Raw genomic sequence first — 16772 nt, forward strand, 5'->3', positions numbered from 1 at the left:
TGCGTCCAATTGCGATGTGAAGAATCCCTGATGAGCGGGGATAGCCGTCAGGCAGAGCTTGCGGCGCATGGCCGCGCTTGCCACATTCCACCTGTGAGTGGTCTTTCTCCTTCGCGACCCGGCGATGGCCATTTGAAGGCTGTGCTCGGGCCGACCAATACCGGCAAGACGCATCTTGCGATCGAACGCCTGTGCGCGCATTCGAGCGGTGCGATCGGCTTTCCCCTGCGGCTGCTGGCCCGCGAGGTGTATGACCGGGTGCGCGCCATCAAGGGCGATCATCAGGTGGCCCTGATCACCGGCGAGGAACGGATCGAGCCGCCGCAAGCCCGCTGGCTGCTCTGCACCGCCGAAGCCATGCCGCGCGACGGCGGGGGCCATGCCTTCGTGGCGCTGGACGAGGCGCAGCTTGCCGCCGACCCTGAACGCGGCCACATCTTCACCGACCGGCTGCTGAACGCGCGCGGCCGCGAGGAAACCATGATTCTGGGTTCCGCCACGCTGGAACCGATGATCAAGGCCCTGACCCCGACAGCGGAGATCATTTCCCGCCCGCGCTTTTCCTCGCTCACCCATGCCGGACCCTGCAAGCTTTCGCGCCTGCCGCCGCGCAGCGCCATCGTCGCCTTCTCGGCGGAGCAGGTCTATGCGGCGGCGGAGATGCTGCGCCGCTTCAGGGGCGGCGCGGCGGTGGTGATGGGCGCGCTCAGCCCGGAGACGCGCAACCGGCAGGTCGCGCTGTTCCAGTCGGGCGAGGTCGACTACATCGTCGCCACCGACGCCATCGGCATGGGATTGAACCTCGACGTGGGGCATGTCGCCTTCGCCGGGCTCAGCAAGTTCGACGGCACCAGAAGGCGGCGCCTGACCCCCGCCGAGATGGCCCAGATCGCAGGCCGGGCCGGCCGCCACCAGAAGGACGGCACCTTCGGAACGCTGGCCGGAGGCGATGGACCGCCGATCGAGTTCGCCGAGGAAGAGATCCACGCGATCGAGGAACATCGCTTCGCGCCGCTCACCAGGCTGTTCTGGCGCGAGGCGGAACCGCGGTTCGACCGGCTGGACATGCTGATCGACGATCTGGAATCCCGCCCCGGGCATGGCGCGCTGGCCCCCGCGCCCGAGGCGATCGACCTGGCGGTGCTCAAGCGCCTCGCCGAAGATCCCGCTATAGCAGGCAGCCTGCACAGCCCTTCCCTGATCGCGCGTTTCTGGGACACCTGCTGCCTGCCGGATTTCCGCCAGCAGGGGGCGGAAACCCACGCCCGCTTCATCGCCCGGCTGTGGCAGGACCTGCGCAACGGCTATCTGGGCGCCGATTACGCCGCGGCCAGGATCGCCGAACTCGACAATAGCCAGGGCGATATCGATACGCTGCAGGGGCGGATCGCCGCGATCCGGAGCTGGAGCTATATCGCGCAGCGGCCGGACTGGCTGCAGGCGAAGGAAGAGCTGGCGGCCCGCGCCAAGGGCGCCGAAGCCCGCCTGTCCGATGCGCTGCACGCCCGCCTTACGGAACGCTTCGTCAACCGGCGGACCGCGATATTGATGAAGGCCGTGGGCAAGGACCCGCGCCTGCTGAAGGTGGAACTGGCGGAAGGCGACAAGGTGCTCGTCGAAGGGGAAGCCATCGGCCATCTCGAAGGCTTCCGCTTCGTCGTCGACGCCACCGCCAATCATGCGGACCGCAAGCTGCTGCTGGCCGCCGCCGAGAAGCATTTGCCGGATCTGCTGGCGCGAAAGGCGGACCTGCTCGTCGCGCGCGATCTCGGCACATTGGAGCTTTCAGGCGGGAATATCGTGCGGGACGGCAAGGCGATTGCAGCGGTGCTTCCCGGGAGGAACGGCGGCCAGGCCACCCTCGATTTGTCGCGCGAACTCGCCGCCCTGCCACCGGGCCAGCGCAAGGAACTGGTCGAAGCGCTGGAACTATGGCTGGAAGCGCAGCTCAGGCCCCTGCTTCCTCTGCGGGAACTGGAAAGGGCCGCCAGGGCTCCGGCCAGCGGAAGCGAGGTCCGCGCGCTGCTGCTGGCAGTGATCGCCGGTCATGGGACGGTGCCCCGCGATGCGGCCGGTCTGGAACACATTGCCCCGGAAGGACGCAAGCTGCTGCGGCGGCTTGGCGTCACGATCGGCGCATTGGACATCTTCGTCCCGGCCCTGCTCAAGCCGGCGCCGCGCCGCCTGCTGGCCGGCCTCGGACTGGACAGGCGGCCGCTGGCCGGCAACATGGAGCCGGTCCTTGCATCCGCGCACCATCTTCCCGCCGGCTATCGCAGAGCGGGCAAGCAGGCGATCAGGGTCGATCTGGCCGAGCGCATCCTGCGCGCCGCGCATGAGCGCCGCGCCAATACGCGCGGCGGGCGCTTCGCTCCGGATCGCGTGATGGCGACTTCCATGGGGCTGGCGCAGCCGGGCTTCGACGCGCTGATGCGCGATGCCGGATTCAGGCTGGAACGGCGGGCGCAAACCCTGCCCGAAGGAGCGCACGGGCCTGCCGCGCCCGAGAGCTGGAGCTGGCGCCCACGCCGCCGCAAGCAGCAGATCGAGGGCGGGAACGGTCCCGCCCCGCCGCAGGGCAATGCCTTCGCCGCCCTGGCGGATCTGGTGCGGTAAGGCGCACGGCCTCATGCGAATCGACCGGCTGCTCTGGTTTCTGCGGTTTGCAAAGACCCGGAGCCTTGCGCAGAAATGGGTCGAGGAAGGGCATATCAGGCGCAACGGCAAGCGGATCGACCGGACGGGGCAGCCGATCGCCGTCGGCGACGTGCTCACCCTGCCGCTGCGCAGCGGCGTGCTCGTCATCCAGCTGACCGCGATACCGGCCCGGCGCGGGCCGCCCCAGGAAGCGCGCGATTGCTATCGCGTGCTTGACGGCGGACGAGACTTCGCCATAGCACCGGCTCGAATATCATCGCCTGAAAGGGAAGACTGGCCATGACCTACGTAGTCACCGACGCATGCATCCGTTGCAAGTATATGGATTGCGTCGAAGTCTGTCCTGTCGATTGCTTCTACGAAGGCGAGAACATGCTGGTGATCAATCCCAGCGAATGCATCGACTGCGGTGTTTGCGAACCCGAATGTCCGGCGGAAGCGATCCTGCCCGACACGGAAAGCGGCTTGGAACAATGGCTGGAGCTCAATGCCAAATATTCGTCCGAATGGCCCAATCTGACGAGCAAGAAGGATTGCCCGCCGGACGCCGACGACCACAAGGGCGAAGAAGGCAAGTTCGAGAAATATTTCTCGGCCGAGCCTGGCGAAGGCGATTGACGGCACCCGGCTTCCCCGGCCCAGGCCGGGGAAAACCGCTGTCACAAATACGAAACCTGCCGACCCTAGCGCACCCTGGCGAATTTGCGGCATGAATCATGGCGCTGGCTTTTTCCACGGAAATCCGCTATAAACCACTTCAGTGCCGGGGACGTTCGGTCCCCGGGCAGGATTGGCATCTGGCAAGGCAAGGGTTTCCGCCACATCGCTGATGCATGACAGGGTCGCGTCGATAGCTGGCACGGCCCCCCGCATCGCGATCTTCTCCTGGTGGAGAACCTGCCCTAGGAAAGGACCATACATGGCAGCCAAGGCTCCCGCTTTCGATGTCGGAGATTATGTCGTTTACCCCAAGCACGGCGTGGGCCGTGTGATCGAACTGCTGCAGCAGGAGATCGCTGGCATGCAGCTCGAACTCTATGTCCTGCGCTTCGAGAAAGAGCGGATGACCCTGCGGGTGCCCGTCAACAAGGTCGAAGCGATCGGGATGCGCAAGCTTTCGTCTGACAAGACCCTGCGCGAAGCGCTCGATACGCTGAAGGGCAAGCCCAAGGTCAAGCGCACCATGTGGTCGCGCCGCGCCCAGGAATATGAAGCGAAGATCAATTCGGGCGATCTGGTTTCGATCGCAGAAGTGACCCGTGACCTGTTCCGCGCCGACGATCAGCCGGAGCAGAGCTATTCCGAGCGTCAGATCTTCGAAGCGGCTTCATCGCGCCTTGCGCGCGAGCTTGCCGCGATGGAGAAGACCGACGAGCCGGCCGCGCTCAAGAAGATCCTCGCGATCCTGAACGAGCATGCTCCGAAATATTACGAGAATGCCGAGACCGCCTGAGCCTCGCGCATCTCCTGCAATGAGAAAGGGCCGCCTGCGGGGTGGCCCTTTTTCGTTTCGGCCTGTCCGTTCGCCTCAACAGTTTCCGTGACAGTGCGGAAAGAATGCTTCATTCTGCCGCATCATGCGCATTGTTTCCTGCATCCCCTTCGCGATGGGCGCCTCACTTTTACTGACCGGCTGCATAGCCCGCACCGCGGTTGACGTCGTTACGCTGCCGGTAAAGGCCGTGGGCGGCGCGGTGGATGCGACCACGACCAGCCAGTCCGAAGCCGACGAGAAACGCGGCCGCGCCCTGCGCAAGCAGGAGGAGCGGCTGGGCAAGCTGGAGCGCCAGCACCGCAAGGCGGAACAGGCCTGCCATGGGGGCAACGATGCGGCTTGCCGCGAGATGGCCCAGCTGGAAGACGAAATGGAAGCGCTGCGCCGAAGCGGCTACTAAGGATTTCCAAGTCAGCAAGCGTTCCCGAAATCGCTAGGCCGCCGCGCGTTTCAACCGATCATTGATGGCGTCGCCGATCCCCCCCGCCGGGATCGGTGCAATGGCGATGTGCGGCTTGTCCGACGCCGCCGCGCTATGCAGGCAGGCATAGAGCCGGGCAGCGGCTTCGCCCAGATCGCCTGTTTCGGACAAGGATATGTCCCCGCGAACCGGCCCGAACCCGATCATGAATTCGTCGGGAGCAGCTTCTTGCGCATCGAGCCGGACCGGCTTGCCCGGCGCATAATGGCTCGCCAATTGCCCTGGCGCCTCGATCCGGGCATCGCCCACCTCCTCGGGCGGCCCGAGGATCGCGGCGAGTTCCTCCGCCACAATCGGCCCGGGGCGCAGGATCTGCCAGCACCCGCCTTCGCGCAGGGCGACAATGGTGGACTCCAGCCCAGCCTCGCATGGACCGCCGTCCAGAAGCAGAGGGATACTCTCTCCCAGCGAGGCGGCGACATGCGCGGCGCTGGTCGGGCTGACCCCACCGCTGCGATTGGCCGAGGGAGCGGCCAGCGGCAGCCCGGTTTCAGCCAGCAGGGCGCGCATCACCGGATGGGCCGGCATCCTGATCGCTATCGTGGGCAAGCCCGCCGTGACCGCCGCGGCAACCGGAGCCTCCTCTCGCAGCGGCAGCACCAGAGTGAGCGGGCCGGGCCAGAAGCGCTCCGCCAGCAGGCGCGCCCGCGCATCGAAAACGGCAAGGCGCTCCGCCTGCGCCAGATCGCCGACATGCACGATCAGCGGATTGAAATCGGGCCGCCCCTTGGCCCGATAGATACCCGCCACCGCAGCATCGTCGTCCGCGCGCGCGGCAAGCCCATAGACCGTCTCGGTGGGAACCGCGACCAGCCCGCCCATGCGCAGATGACGCACGGCCCGTGCAAGGGCTGTTGCGTCAGCAGCCAGAATCCGTGGTGCCTTGCCGGACATGGTGCCCCCGCTATAGGTGAGCGTGGCCAAAGCCAAGCAAAAGCGCCAAGAGGGACCCATGGCTGATTTCACGGCACCGACCCAGGATCAATTGCTGGCCATGCAGGTCTGCGCCGGAATCGGGGAACTGGCGCGGAACGACCGCTTTTCCGCCGCTACGCCGGATCTGGTCGAAGCGATAGCCGAAGGGATCGCCGCCTTCGCGGCAGGCGAATGGGCACCGCTCAACCGGATCGGCGACATCGAAGGGGCGCGGCTTGCCAATGGCGTCGTGACCTTGCCGGACGGGTTCGCGCAAGCCTATGCCGCCTATGTCGAGCAGGGCTGGAACGGGATTGCCGCGCCGGCCGAGTTCGGCGGGCAGGGCCTGCCCTTCACCCTCGCCACCCAGGTTCTCGAAAGCCTCGGCGCGGCCAATCTGGCGTTCACGCTGCTGCCGATCCTCACCACCGGCGCGATCGAGGCGTTGCAGCATCATGGCAGCGAGGAACAGAAGGCGCTGTATCTGCCCAGGCTGATTTCGGGCGAATGGTCCGGCACCATGAACCTGACCGAACCGCAGGCGGGCAGCGATGTCGGCGCCTTGCGCACCACGGCCACGCCGGTCGGCCCGGACGAGTTCGAGGGAAGACATGCCGGGAAATACCGGATTTCCGGACAGAAGATCTTCATCACCTGGGGCGAGCATGAGCTGGCGGAGAACATCGTCCATCTCGTGCTGGCCCGAACCCCCGGCGCGCCCGAAGGCTCGCGCGGCATTTCCCTGTTCATCGTGCCCAAATATCTGGTGTCGGAAGACGGATCGCTCGGGGAGCGCAACGATCTGGTTTGCGCCAGTATCGAGCACAAGCTGGGCATCCACGCCTCGCCCACCTGCGTGATGAGCTATGGCGACAACGGCCAGTGCATCGGCGAACTGGTCGGCCGCGAGAACGAAGGGCTGCGCGCGATGTTCACCATGATGAACAATGCGCGGATCAATGTCGCCAGCCAGGGCGTGCAGATCGCCGAACGGGCGGCCCAGCAGGCGCTGGCCTATGCGCGCGAACGCATCCAGTCGCCCCGGGCCGGCTCCGCCGACAAGCATCCGGTGGCAATCGTCGAGCATCCCGATGTGCGCCGGATGCTGTTGCGCATGCGGGCGCTGACCGAAGGGGCGCGCGCCCTGCTCTATTACACAACAGGCCAGGTCGACCGGGGTAGGCTGGCAGACACGGCAGCCGCACAGCGCGCGGAATTGCTGGTGCCGCTCGCCAAGGCATGGTGCACCGATACCGGGATCGAGGTCGCCAGCCTCAACATCCAGATCCATGGCGGCATGGGATATATCGAGGAAACCGGCGCGGCGCAGCTATACCGCGATGCGCGTATCCCGCCGATCTACGAAGGCACCAACGGCATCCAGGCGGCGGATCTCGTCACCCGCAAGCTCGGCATGGAGCAGGGCGGCGTCCTCGCCGGCCTGATGGACGAGATCGCGCGCGAAGCCGGTGACGTCACTGCCCTGGCCGGACTGGCGCGCGGCTGTGCCCGCATCGGGCGCTGGATGGTGGAAGAGGCCAGCCTGGACGATCGGCTTGCCGGAAGCGTGCCGTTCTGCACGATGTGCGCGGTCGCGGTCGCCGGATCGCAGCTGCTGCGGCAGAGCCGCGCCGTTGCAGCGGGCGCGGCCCCGGCGCTGGCCGCGCTCAAGCCCGTTACGGCCCGCTATTTCCTCGAGCATGTGGTGCCGGAAGCCGCCGGGCTGGAAGCCGCCGCCACCGCCGGCGCGGAACTGCTCTATTCCCTCTCCACAGACCAATTGACCGCATGAAGGAGCTTGCCATGACCGATCAGGGCGACCCTCTCGCCCGCATCGCCGATGCGCTGGAAAGGCTCGCGCCGCCCGCCGCCCCCACCGACTGGACCGCGTTCCCGGCCTATGTCTGGGATCGGCATGGGGGGCGGGGCATAGACCGGCTGGATGCGCCACCCTTGCCGCTGCTGCGCGGGATCGACCGGCAGAAGGAGCTGGTGACCGGCAATATCACTCGCCTGGCATGCGGCTATGCGGCGCATGACATGCTGCTGTGGGGCGCGCGCGGGATGGGCAAATCCGCCCTGATCCGGGGGGCGGTGCTTGCGGCGCAGGCGGCCAGGCCCGGCAGCATCGCGCTGGTGCAGGCGGACACCGAAGCCTTGGCCGCGCTGTCTGCGCTGTTCGCCGATCTGGCCCGGCAAGAGCGGTCGTTCCTCGTCTTCATCGACGATCTCGGCTTCGAGGAGCAGGACACGCTTTCGCCGCGGCACCTGCGCAGCTGGCTGCAGGGCGGGGTCGAAGCGCGCCCGGCCAATATCCGCCTTGCCGTCACGTCCAATCGCCGGGCCATCGTCGCGCGCGATGCGAGCGAGCAGAACGATCCGCTCAATCCCCGCGACGTGGTGGACGACCGGCTGGCGCTGGCGGACCGCTTCGGCCTTTCCATCGGCTTCCACAATTGCGACCAGCCCGCCTATCTCGCGATCATTGCCGGCTATGCCGAGGAATTCGGCCTGGAATGGGAAGAAGCGGAAGCCCTGGAATGGGCAAGGCGGCGCGGGGCGCGATCGGGCCGCACCGCGTGGCAATATATCACGGAACTGGCGGGCCGGGCCGGCAAGGCGCTGTGACCGGGGTACGTGACGTCACGCACCCCGACAATCGCGAAACTCTGCCGAGTGCCGGGCTGCTCCCTCAATTTTCCTCGACGTAATCGTCCTTGAAGGTTGCGACAGCCCGGTCGCCGCGCAATTCGCGCTGCGACGGAAGCGGTGTCGACTTCACGACCTGCGGCTTGGCCGCCGGCTTCGCCCCGGGGGCCATGACCCGCCAGATGATCCCGGCGGTATCGTCGCTGACCAGCAAGGCCCCCTGCCTGTCCCAGCTCAGCCAGGTCGGGCGGCCGCGCGTGGTGCCCTCCCCGGTCAGGAAGCCAGTCAGCACCGGCACCGGCTTGCCGACGGGGTTGCCCCGTTCATCGAACTTCACGAACACGACGTCATAGCCGGATTTCGGCTTGCGGTTCCAGGAGCCATGCTGCGCGATGAACGCGCCATTGGCGAATGCATCGCCCATGCGATGCCCTTCCTGCGTGAACGCCAACCCCAGCGCTGCGACATGCGGGCCCAGGGCATATTCCGGGCGGCGGGCATATTCGGTGAGGTAGAGCGGCATCGGGTCCTTGACCCGCCGGTCGACCTTGTTGCGCCAATAGACCCAGGGCCAGCCATATTGCGCGCCGACCGGGACATTGGTGAGGTAATCGGGCACGAGATCCGAGCCGAGCATGTCGCGCTCGTTCACCGTGGTCCACAATTCGCCGGTCGCCGGGTTCCAGCCAAGGCCGTTGGGATTGCGCAGCCCCGCTGCATATTGCCTGCGGCTCTTCCCCTTGAGATCATATTCCCAGATCACCGCGCGGCCCTGCTCCGCCTCCATGCCGTTCTCGCCGATATTGGAAGCCGAGCCCACGGCAATGTAGATATTGTTCCCATCGGGGCTGAGCAGGATGTTGCGCATCCAGTGATTGCCGGCGGCGGGAAGATCCATCAGCTTCTCCGGCTCGCCCTGGATCGCGGTCTGGCCCGGCTCGAACGCGAAGGACAGCAGCGCATCGTGATTGGCGACGAACAGCCGCCCGCCGCCATAGGCCAGTCCGGACGGCGAGCGGAGATCCTCGCGCAGGACGAACCGCTGCTCCGCCTTTCCATCGCCGTCGCCATCGCGCAGCAGCACCAGCTTGTCGGGCGAAGGAGCGCCCGCTCCAGCCCGTGTCATCAGGCGCCCCATCACCCAGCCGACAATTCCGCCGGGATTGCTCTGCGCCGGCGCACCCGTCAGGGCCGCCACCACATCGCCATTTGGCAGGGTGAGCAGAGTGCGCGGATGCTCCAGCCCTTCCGCGAAGCGGGTTACTGCGAGGCCCGAGGCCGCTTTCGGCGCGGCGCCGTCCGGCCACCCCACCGGCTTGGCGATCGACACGGTCGGAATGGTCTCCGCATCGAACTCCTCTTCGAGCTTGGGATCGGTTCCGGTGACCTCCGCGAAGGGCACGTTCGCCTCGTCCCCGCTCAACAGCCACCAGCCCGCGCCAGCGAGGACGAGGACGGACAGCGCGGCACCGATGGCGATCTTGGAGCTCTTTTTCATGGGCTTCCATTTAGGGGCGAGAGGAACGTCAGGCAATGGCGCACCGCTCGACCCGAAACGGGACAGTAGGAGAGATTTTCCCGCGCAGTCCTTGGTTTGCCGATCCGGCTGATGCTAAATTTTCCGTTAATTCCCGGAATCGACCGGACTAAGGAACAGGGGACCACGATGAACGCCCGCCAGCTTTCGCTCAGCGCCATCGCCAGCGCACTGCTCGCAGCAGGCTCCGGCACCGCTCTCGCGCAATCGACCCCCGAAGCGCAAGCTCCGGCAGAGGCGCCCGCGATTCCGGCGGCACCCGCGCCCGTCCTGCCGCAAGCCTACCCTGGACCTGTCTATCCGGCTCCCGCCTATCCCGGCGGACCTGTCTATCCCGCACCCTATGGTGCTGCCGGCCCGGCCTATCCGGTGCCGGTATATCCCGCCCCGGCGGCCCCCTACCCCGGCGGGCCGGTGGCGGGCGGCGTTGCGCCCTATGCGCATGGCGCGGTTCCCTATCCGCCGGGCGGAGCCGATCCGGTGGCCTATGACCGCGCGCGCGCTGACTGGATAAGCGAGTGCGCCGATCGCTATCGGCGTGACAGACGCGACGGCAAGGGCGGGCTGATCGGCGGCCTGCTGGGGGCCTTGATCGGCGGCGTCGCCGGCAACCGGATCGACGACAAGGGCGACCGCTGGGCCGGCACCCTGATCGGGGCCGGAGTCGGCGGCGTGGCAGGCGCGGTGATCGGAACGGTCGCCAACAGGTCGTCCCGCAGCAAGCTCGACAATGAAGCGCTCGATTGGTGCGAGGATTACCTCGCAAGCCGCAGTTCCGCGCCGGGCTATGGCTATGGCCAGCCCCAAGGCTACGGATACGGTTATGGCCCGGTTATGATGGTTCCGGTCATGGTCCCCAAGGGCAGGAAATGCCCGGAACAAGTAGTGGAGGAGATTGTCGAGCCCGCGCCCGTCATTCGCCGCGCGATTCCCCGCCCCGTCCCGGACAAGCGGATCAAGCTGGCTCCGACCAAGACCAAGCGGATCGAATATTCCAAAACCCAGTAAGGGTGGGATTCCGCCATATCTGATTGATATTGTTGAATTTATATGCGGCATTGGGCCAATCAGCCGGCGCACCTTCGCATATTCCCGCTTGCCCCATCCAATGCCCGGCTCGGGCGAAAGATCAGATTCCGCCGCCGGTCAGGCGCTGGCAGATGAGATCGAGCTGGTCCAGTGTGCGGTAGCGAATCACCACCGCGCCTGATCGCGGGTCCGCATCGGCATTGATCCGCACGGCCAGCCCCAGAAATTCCTCCAGATGGTTCTGAACGGCCGCGATATCCGCATTGTCGGCGGTAGCGCGGGCGGGCCGGGCATGGCGTGGCCCCGCCCCTTCCCCGCGCGGCTTGCGCGCCTTTTTCTCGACCTCGCGCACCGACAGATTCTTCGCGATCGCTTCCAGCGCAATCGCTTCCGCGTCCTCATGCCCGATCAGCGCCCGGGCATGGCCCATAGACAAGCGGCCGGTTTCGATATGCTCGATCACCGCATCGGGCAGCGACAGCAAGCGCTGGAGATTGGCGACATGGCTGCGGGACTTGTCGACCAGCTGCGCGATTTCCGCCTGGCTCATCCCTTCATTCTCGGCAAGCCTGTGATAAGCCCGCGCTTCTTCGATAGGGTTGAGATCCTCCCGCTGGAGATTCTCGATCAGCGCCAGCGCCATCACATCGCGGTCGCCCAACTCGCGAACCAGCGCCGGAATCTCATGCAGACGCGCCTTTTGCGCGGCCCGCCAGCGCCGTTCGCCCGCCACCAGCTGATAGCGGCCATTGCCCAGCGGACGCACGATGATAGGCTGGATCACACCGCGCGCGGTGATGGAAGCGGCCAGCTCCTCGAGCGCATCCTCGTCGAAACGGCGGCGTGGCTGCTCCGGATGCGGCTCGACCGAGGAGATCGAGAGCATCGCAAGGCCCCGGGCACCTTCCCCGACAAGCGCGCCGGAACCGTCCGAACCGCCCCTGGCGACAAGCGGCTCCTCGCGCTTGATATCGCCAAGCAGGGCGCCCAGCCCCCGGCCAAGCCCGGAAGGCTTGCGCTTGATCGGAGCCGACGGGGAAAGGCCTGCGGACGAATCGCTCTTTTCGCTCATGCGGCTTTCCTTTCTTCCGGAAGTCTGCCGATCAATTCGCGCGCCAGCGCCATGTAAGCGCGGCTGCCCGCGCAATTATGGTCGTATACCAGCGCCGGAAGGCCGTGGCTGGGCGCTTCCGACAAGCGGACGTTGCGCGGAATGACGGATTCGAACACCAGACCGCCCAGGCACGCACGGACATCTTCCGCCACCTGGTCGGTAAGCCGATTGCGCCGGTCGAACATGGTCAGAGCGACACCGACAATGCCCAGATCGGCGTTGAAACGCTGCTGAACGCGCTCCACCGTCTGCAGAAGCTGGCTCAACCCTTCCAGGGCGAAGAATTCGCATTGCAGCGGCACCAGCAGCGTATCAGCAGCCACCAAAGCATTCAGGGTGAGAAGGCCGAGCGAGGGCGGGCAATCGATAAAGCAGATATCGTGCAGTTTGTGACCTGCCAGCGCATCGCGCAATCGGTCGCTGCGCTGCTCGACAGAAACCAGCTCCACCTCCGCCCCGCTCAGATCGACCGTCGCCGGCACAATATCCAGCCCCGGGATCGCCGTGGGCACGATGCAATCCGTAAGGGGGAGCTGATCGACCAGTAGATCGTAGCTTGAACGGACCCGGCTGGCGGCTTCGATTCCGATCCCCGTAGAGGCATTGCCCTGCGGATCGAGATCAATAAGCAAGGTTTTCCACCCCGTTGCAGCCATTGCAGTAGCGATATTGATCGCAGTCGTGGTCTTCCCCACCCCGCCTTTCTGGTTCGCGATTGCAATCCGGATCATGCCCTTGCTCCGTTTTTCTGCCTCAGATGTCCGATGACGATGCCGGCTTCGCCATCCGTCACGGATTGTTCCACGTGGAACATGGCGCGCAATCGACGCGGCAGTGTTTCCAGATCATGCGCGGCGGATCGTCCCTTGGGCAACAGCCAAAGCGTGTCGCTTGTGGAAAAACGCGCGGAAAGATCTATCAGCCGCTGCATCGGCGCGAAAGCGCGTGCCGAAATGACCGATGCAGGGAAGCTCTCCACCTGCTCCAGTCTCATTCCGGCCACCTCGCAAGATCCAAGCCCGAGCCGCATCGCCACTTCATTCAGCCATTCGATTCGCCGCTTGCGCGATTCGACCAGTTTCACTGGCCATTGCGGGCGCATCGCCGCGATCACCATTCCGGGAAAGCCCGCTCCCGTCCCGAGATCCAGCCAGATGCCGGTTGTTTCACGTGGAACATGGGTCAGCAACTGCGCGCTGTCAGCGATATGCCGTCGCCACATATGCGGAATACTGTCGCGCCCGATCAGGTTCTGGCGTTCATTTTCCGTGGCAAGCATGTCCACCAACCGATCGAGCCGATCCATCGCCGTCTGATCGCACAGCTTTGCGACAAATTGACGCGCGGATTCCTCGTCCCCGATCATGCAGCCACCGCCGAGCGGCGGCGGGCATGGACCAGCAGCACAGCCAGGGCGGCAGGCGTGATTCCCGGGATGCGACCGGCGGCGGCCAGCGTCTGCGGCTTTGCCGCGACAAGCCGCTCCACCATCTCGCGCGACAGCCCCGGCACTTCCGCAAAGGGAAAACCATCCTCCAACACCACCGCCTCGCTCGACCGGAGATCGCGCAATTCGGCATCCTGCCGCGCCAGATAGGGCGCGTAAGCGGCATCCTCGGCCAGTTCGAGCGCCATCTCGCTGGCGCTATCCACGCCCGGATCGAGCCAGGGCGCCAGACCGGCAAGGTCCACTCCCCCGAAACGCAGCCATTCCCTGATCGGCAGCCGCCCCGCATCCGGGCGGACCGGCAGGCCCGCCCCGGACAGTTGGGCGCTGGTCAGCTCGCGGTCGAACGCGACCTCCAACCGGGCACGTTCCTCTTCCCTGCGCAGAAACCATTCCTGCCGACGCGCGCCGACGCAGCCCGCCCCTATCGCCAGCCCGGTCAGCCGGGTGGTCGCATTGTTGGCGCGCAGGCGCAGACGATATTCCGCGCGCGCGGTGAGCATCCGATAAGGCTCACTCACCCCATGCAGAGTGAGATCGTCGATCATCACCGCCATATAGGCATTGGCGCGGTCGAGCGGCGCCGGCGCCTTGCCCAGTACGCTCGCGGCGGCATGCAGCCCGGCGATCAGCCCCTGCGCGGCCGCTTCCTCATAGCCGGTCGTCCCGTTGATCTGGCCCGCGCAATAGAGGCCCGGCATATCGCGCAATTCCAGCGACGGGCGCAGAGCGCGCGGATCGATGTGATCATATTCCACCGCATAGCCCGGAACCGCCATCTCCACGCGCTCCAGACCTTCCATGGTCCGCAGCATTTCGAGCTGGACCTCGGTGGGCAAGGAGGTGCTGATTCCATTCGGATAGACCAGATGCGTGCCCAGCCCTTCCGGCTCCAGGAATATCTGATGGCTATCGCGATCGGCGAAGCGATGAATCTTGTCCTCGATCGAGGGGCAATAGCGCGGGCCGCGCGCGTCGATCGCCCCGGTGAACAACGGCGAGCGATGGAGATTGGCCCGAATGACATCGTGACTGCGCGCATTGGTGCGCGTGATCGCACAGAACAGCTGGGGATTCACCCGCCCTTCGCTCAGCGGCGACATCACCCATGGCTCGGGGTCGGAAATCTGCTCCACCAGCCGCGCCCAGTCGATGCTGCGCCCGTCGAGGCGGGGCGGCGTGCCGGTCTTGAGCCGGGCCATCGGCAGCTCCGCTTCACGCAATTGCGCCGCGAGCCTCTGCGCCGAGGCTTCCCCGATCCGCCCGCCGGACAGCCTTTCCTCCCCGCGAAACAGTGTGCCACCCAGGAAAGTGCCGGTGCATAGCACCACGGCCTGCGAAGCAAGCGCGGTGCCATCGGCCAGATCGAGGCCGGTCACGCAGCCGTTGGCGATGCGCAGCCCAGCCGCTTCGCCCTCGACCAGCGCGAGATCGCCCTGCTCCTTCAGCAATCGCTGGATCGCCGCCTTGAACAGCGCGCGGTCGGCCTGTACGCGCGGCCCCCACACGGCGCTGCCCTTAGAGCGATTGAGCATGCGGTAATGGATCGCGGCGGCATCCGCGGCGTGGGCGATCAACCCGTCGAAGGCATCCACTTCCCGCACCAGATGGCCCTTGCCCAGGCCGCCGATCGCCGGGTTGCAGCTCATCGCCCCGATCGCTGCGAGATCGAAGCTCACCAGAGCGACGCGCGCGCCCATGCGCGCGGCTACCGCCGCGGCCTCGCAGCCGGCATGGCCGCCGCCCACAACCACGATATCGAACGCATGCATGATGGCCGCCAATATAGGAGGGCGGGACTCGGGTCAAAGCCTCCCTACCGCCGGTGTTTCACGTGAAACATTCCATAAAGCTCGGCGCGCCTATTTGCCGATGCAGAAGCGCCCGAACAGCGTGTCCAGCATATCCTCGGTCCCCGCCCGGCCAGTCAGGCGGTCAAACGCGAGGCGCGCTGAGCGCAGCGATTCAGCTACCAGCAGGAGATCGCCCTCCCCAGCCGCGCCCGAGAGCATCGCCCATGCCTCGGCCAGCAGATGGCGCTGATGCGCGCTGAGCGCGGCCACGCCGGGCCTGGGCATGGCCTTGCTGGCGATGGCGACCAGATCGGCGCGCAAGGCCCCGATCCCTTCTCCCGTGACGGCCGAAACCCGATGCCGGGGATGGCGCTTGGACGCGTGATCCCGATCGCATTGCGCCTCGATCTCCCATGCGCCGTCAGGCCCTTCCCCTTCCGGCCCGAGCCACAGAACCAGATCCGCCTCGGCCAATTCCTCCTGCGCCCGGCCGATCCCGATTGCTTCGACCATGTCGGACGGATCGGCATGCAACCCGGCGGTATCCACGAAGGAGAACGGTATTCCATCCAGTGCCACGGGCCGCACGATCACATCGCGGGTCGTGCCTGCCAAGGGCGAGGTGATTGCCGCCTCGCTTTCCACCAAAGCATTGAAAAGTGTGGACTTTCCACTGTTGGGTGGGCCAGCCAGAACCACCCTGAAACCTTCCCTCAGCTTTTCCGCGCCCGGCCGGTCGAGCCAGTCGCGCAAGTCGCCGGTCAATTGCCCGAGCTTGCCTGGAAACGAAGCGGGCAGCGGGGCCACGTCGTCCTCGTCGGAGAAATCCAGCGCGGCCTCGACCAGCGCGGCCAGCTCCAGCAGGCGCTGGCGCCAATCCTCCACCGTCCCGGAAAACGCCCCACCCGCCATGCTGATGGCGGATCGGCGCTGCAATTCGGTTTCGGCGGAAAGGAGATCGGCAAGCCCTTCCGCCTGGGCGAGGTCGATCCGCCCATTGGCAAAGGCGCGGCGGGTAAATTCCCCGGCCCTTGCCTGCCGCAAGCCCGGAATGGCGGCAAGCGCGCGCTCCACCGCCGCGACGACCGCCCGGCCGCCATGAAGATGCAGCTCCGCGCTGTCCTCTCCGGTCGCCGTCGCCGGCCCGGGCAGCCACAGCACCAGCGCCTCATCCAGCACCATGCCTTCCCGATCCGCCAACCGCGCCAATTGCGCGCGGCGAGGCGGCGGCAAGCGCCCGGTCAGGCTGCACAGCGCAGCGCTCGCGTCAGGTCCGCTTATCCGCACCACCGCGATGGCGGCCGGCGGCGGGCCGCTCGACAAGGCGAAGATCGTATCCATTTGCTATGCGATGGAATTGCCGCCAGCTTATCCGCCGCGCTTGCCACCCGCCCCTTCGGCGAAGGCCGCGCCCCCTTCCATGAAATTCTGGAACAGCTTGAGGCCCATCTGCCCCATCGGCGCGAATTGCTTCGACAGTTCCTGCAACTGCTCGAGGCTGGTCGCCCCGCTCATCGCATTCCTGACATTCTCGATATAAAGTTCGTTGAGCGGCGTCACATCCGGCAGGCCCAGGAAGCGACGCGCCTCGTCCGGGGTGCAATCGATCTCGATATTCACCTTCATCACTCGCCTCCTGCCTGGCCCTGCACAA

Annotated in this window: 16 protein-coding genes; 8 read left to right on the forward strand and 8 right to left on the reverse strand. The window is 66.2% G+C overall.

Features of this window, described 5'->3' with window-relative positions; all coding sequences use genetic code 11:
- Positions 1–93: 93 nt before the first annotated feature.
- The 5 genes from U8326_RS12995 (at position 94) to U8326_RS13015 (ending at position 4553) form a co-directional block, all read left to right on the forward strand.
- Positions 94–2616 (forward strand): helicase-related protein, encoded by a 2523-nt coding sequence (locus tag U8326_RS12995; protein WP_324740794.1) that lies wholly within the window; start codon positions 94–96, stop codon positions 2614–2616.
- Between the two features lie 13 nt (positions 2617–2629).
- Positions 2630–2941 carry an RNA-binding S4 domain-containing protein gene (locus U8326_RS13000; RefSeq protein WP_324740795.1) on the forward strand — a complete coding sequence of 104 codons (312 nt, stop codon included), beginning with the start codon at positions 2630–2632 and terminating at the stop codon, positions 2939–2941.
- Positions 2938–3276 (forward strand): ferredoxin FdxA, encoded by a 339-nt coding sequence (gene fdxA, locus U8326_RS13005; RefSeq protein ID WP_324740796.1) that lies wholly within the window; start codon positions 2938–2940, stop codon positions 3274–3276. The genes U8326_RS13000 and fdxA overlap by 4 nt, the downstream gene beginning before the upstream one ends.
- A gap of 301 nt (positions 3277–3577) precedes the next feature.
- Positions 3578–4111 carry a CarD family transcriptional regulator gene (locus tag U8326_RS13010; protein ID WP_324740797.1) on the forward strand — a complete coding sequence of 178 codons (534 nt, stop codon included), beginning with the start codon at positions 3578–3580 and terminating at the stop codon, positions 4109–4111.
- A gap of 124 nt (positions 4112–4235) precedes the next feature.
- Positions 4236–4553: a hypothetical protein gene (locus U8326_RS13015; protein ID WP_324740799.1), complete on the forward strand. Its 318-nt coding sequence runs from the start codon at positions 4236–4238 to the stop codon at positions 4551–4553.
- Positions 4554–4586: 33 nt separating this feature from the next.
- On the opposite strand, the gene U8326_RS13020 is transcribed toward U8326_RS13015, so the two are convergent.
- Positions 4587–5528 (reverse strand): L-threonylcarbamoyladenylate synthase, encoded by a 942-nt coding sequence (locus U8326_RS13020; RefSeq protein ID WP_324740800.1) that lies wholly within the window; start codon positions 5526–5528, stop codon positions 4587–4589.
- Positions 5529–5586: 58 nt separating this feature from the next.
- Between U8326_RS13020 and U8326_RS13025 the strand changes: the two genes are divergently transcribed.
- Together U8326_RS13025 and U8326_RS13030 are read left to right on the forward strand one after the other, a co-directional pair.
- A complete protein-coding gene (locus U8326_RS13025; protein WP_324740802.1) occupies positions 5587–7341 on the forward strand; it encodes an acyl-CoA dehydrogenase family protein in 1755 nt (584 codons plus the stop codon).
- Positions 7338–8177 carry a DUF815 domain-containing protein gene (locus U8326_RS13030; RefSeq protein WP_416385485.1) on the forward strand — a complete coding sequence of 280 codons (840 nt, stop codon included), beginning with the start codon at positions 7338–7340 and terminating at the stop codon, positions 8175–8177. The genes U8326_RS13025 and U8326_RS13030 overlap by 4 nt, the downstream gene beginning before the upstream one ends.
- 64 nt (positions 8178–8241) lie before the next feature.
- Here the strand turns inward: U8326_RS13030 and U8326_RS13035 are convergent, their stop codons facing one another.
- Complete coding sequence (locus tag U8326_RS13035) at positions 8242–9696, reverse strand: sorbosone dehydrogenase family protein (RefSeq protein WP_324740804.1); 1455 nt, start codon at positions 9694–9696, stop codon at positions 8242–8244.
- 168 nt (positions 9697–9864) lie between these two features.
- Here U8326_RS13035 and U8326_RS13040 point away from each other — a divergent pair, with 168 nt between their 5' ends.
- Positions 9865–10743 carry a YMGG-like glycine zipper-containing protein gene (locus U8326_RS13040; protein ID WP_324740806.1) on the forward strand — a complete coding sequence of 293 codons (879 nt, stop codon included), beginning with the start codon at positions 9865–9867 and terminating at the stop codon, positions 10741–10743.
- Positions 10744–10864: 121 nt separating this feature from the next.
- Here the strand turns inward: U8326_RS13040 and U8326_RS13045 are convergent, their stop codons facing one another.
- From U8326_RS13045 to U8326_RS13070, 6 genes are all read right to left on the reverse strand, one after another.
- Entirely contained in the window at positions 10865–11836 is a 972-nt protein-coding gene (locus U8326_RS13045) for a ParB/RepB/Spo0J family partition protein (protein ID WP_324740807.1), read from the reverse strand.
- Entirely contained in the window at positions 11833–12609 is a 777-nt protein-coding gene (locus U8326_RS13050) for an AAA family ATPase (protein WP_324740808.1), read from the reverse strand. The genes U8326_RS13045 and U8326_RS13050 overlap by 4 nt, the downstream gene beginning before the upstream one ends.
- Positions 12606–13244 carry a 16S rRNA (guanine(527)-N(7))-methyltransferase RsmG gene (gene rsmG / locus U8326_RS13055; RefSeq protein WP_324740809.1) on the reverse strand — a complete coding sequence of 213 codons (639 nt, stop codon included), beginning with the start codon at positions 13242–13244 and terminating at the stop codon, positions 12606–12608. The genes U8326_RS13050 and rsmG overlap by 4 nt, the downstream gene beginning before the upstream one ends.
- Positions 13241–15097: a tRNA uridine-5-carboxymethylaminomethyl(34) synthesis enzyme MnmG gene (gene mnmG / locus U8326_RS13060; RefSeq protein ID WP_324740811.1), complete on the reverse strand. Its 1857-nt coding sequence runs from the start codon at positions 15095–15097 to the stop codon at positions 13241–13243. Before mnmG ends, rsmG begins: the two co-directional genes overlap by 4 nt.
- Before the next feature lie 90 nt (positions 15098–15187).
- On the reverse strand, positions 15188–16459 hold the full coding sequence (mnmE, locus tag U8326_RS13065; protein ID WP_324740812.1) for a tRNA uridine-5-carboxymethylaminomethyl(34) synthesis GTPase MnmE: 1272 nt from the start codon (positions 16457–16459) through the stop codon (positions 15188–15190).
- Between the two features lie 27 nt (positions 16460–16486).
- Positions 16487–16744, reverse strand: coding sequence for a DUF6489 family protein (locus tag U8326_RS13070; protein ID WP_324740814.1), 258 nt, complete (start codon positions 16742–16744; stop codon positions 16487–16489).
- Between the last annotated feature and the right edge of the window lie 28 nt (positions 16745–16772).

Origin of the sequence: Tsuneonella sp. CC-YZS046 (assembly GCF_035581365.1) — a bacterium.
Lineage (GTDB): Bacteria > Pseudomonadota > Alphaproteobacteria > Sphingomonadales > Sphingomonadaceae > JAWKXU01.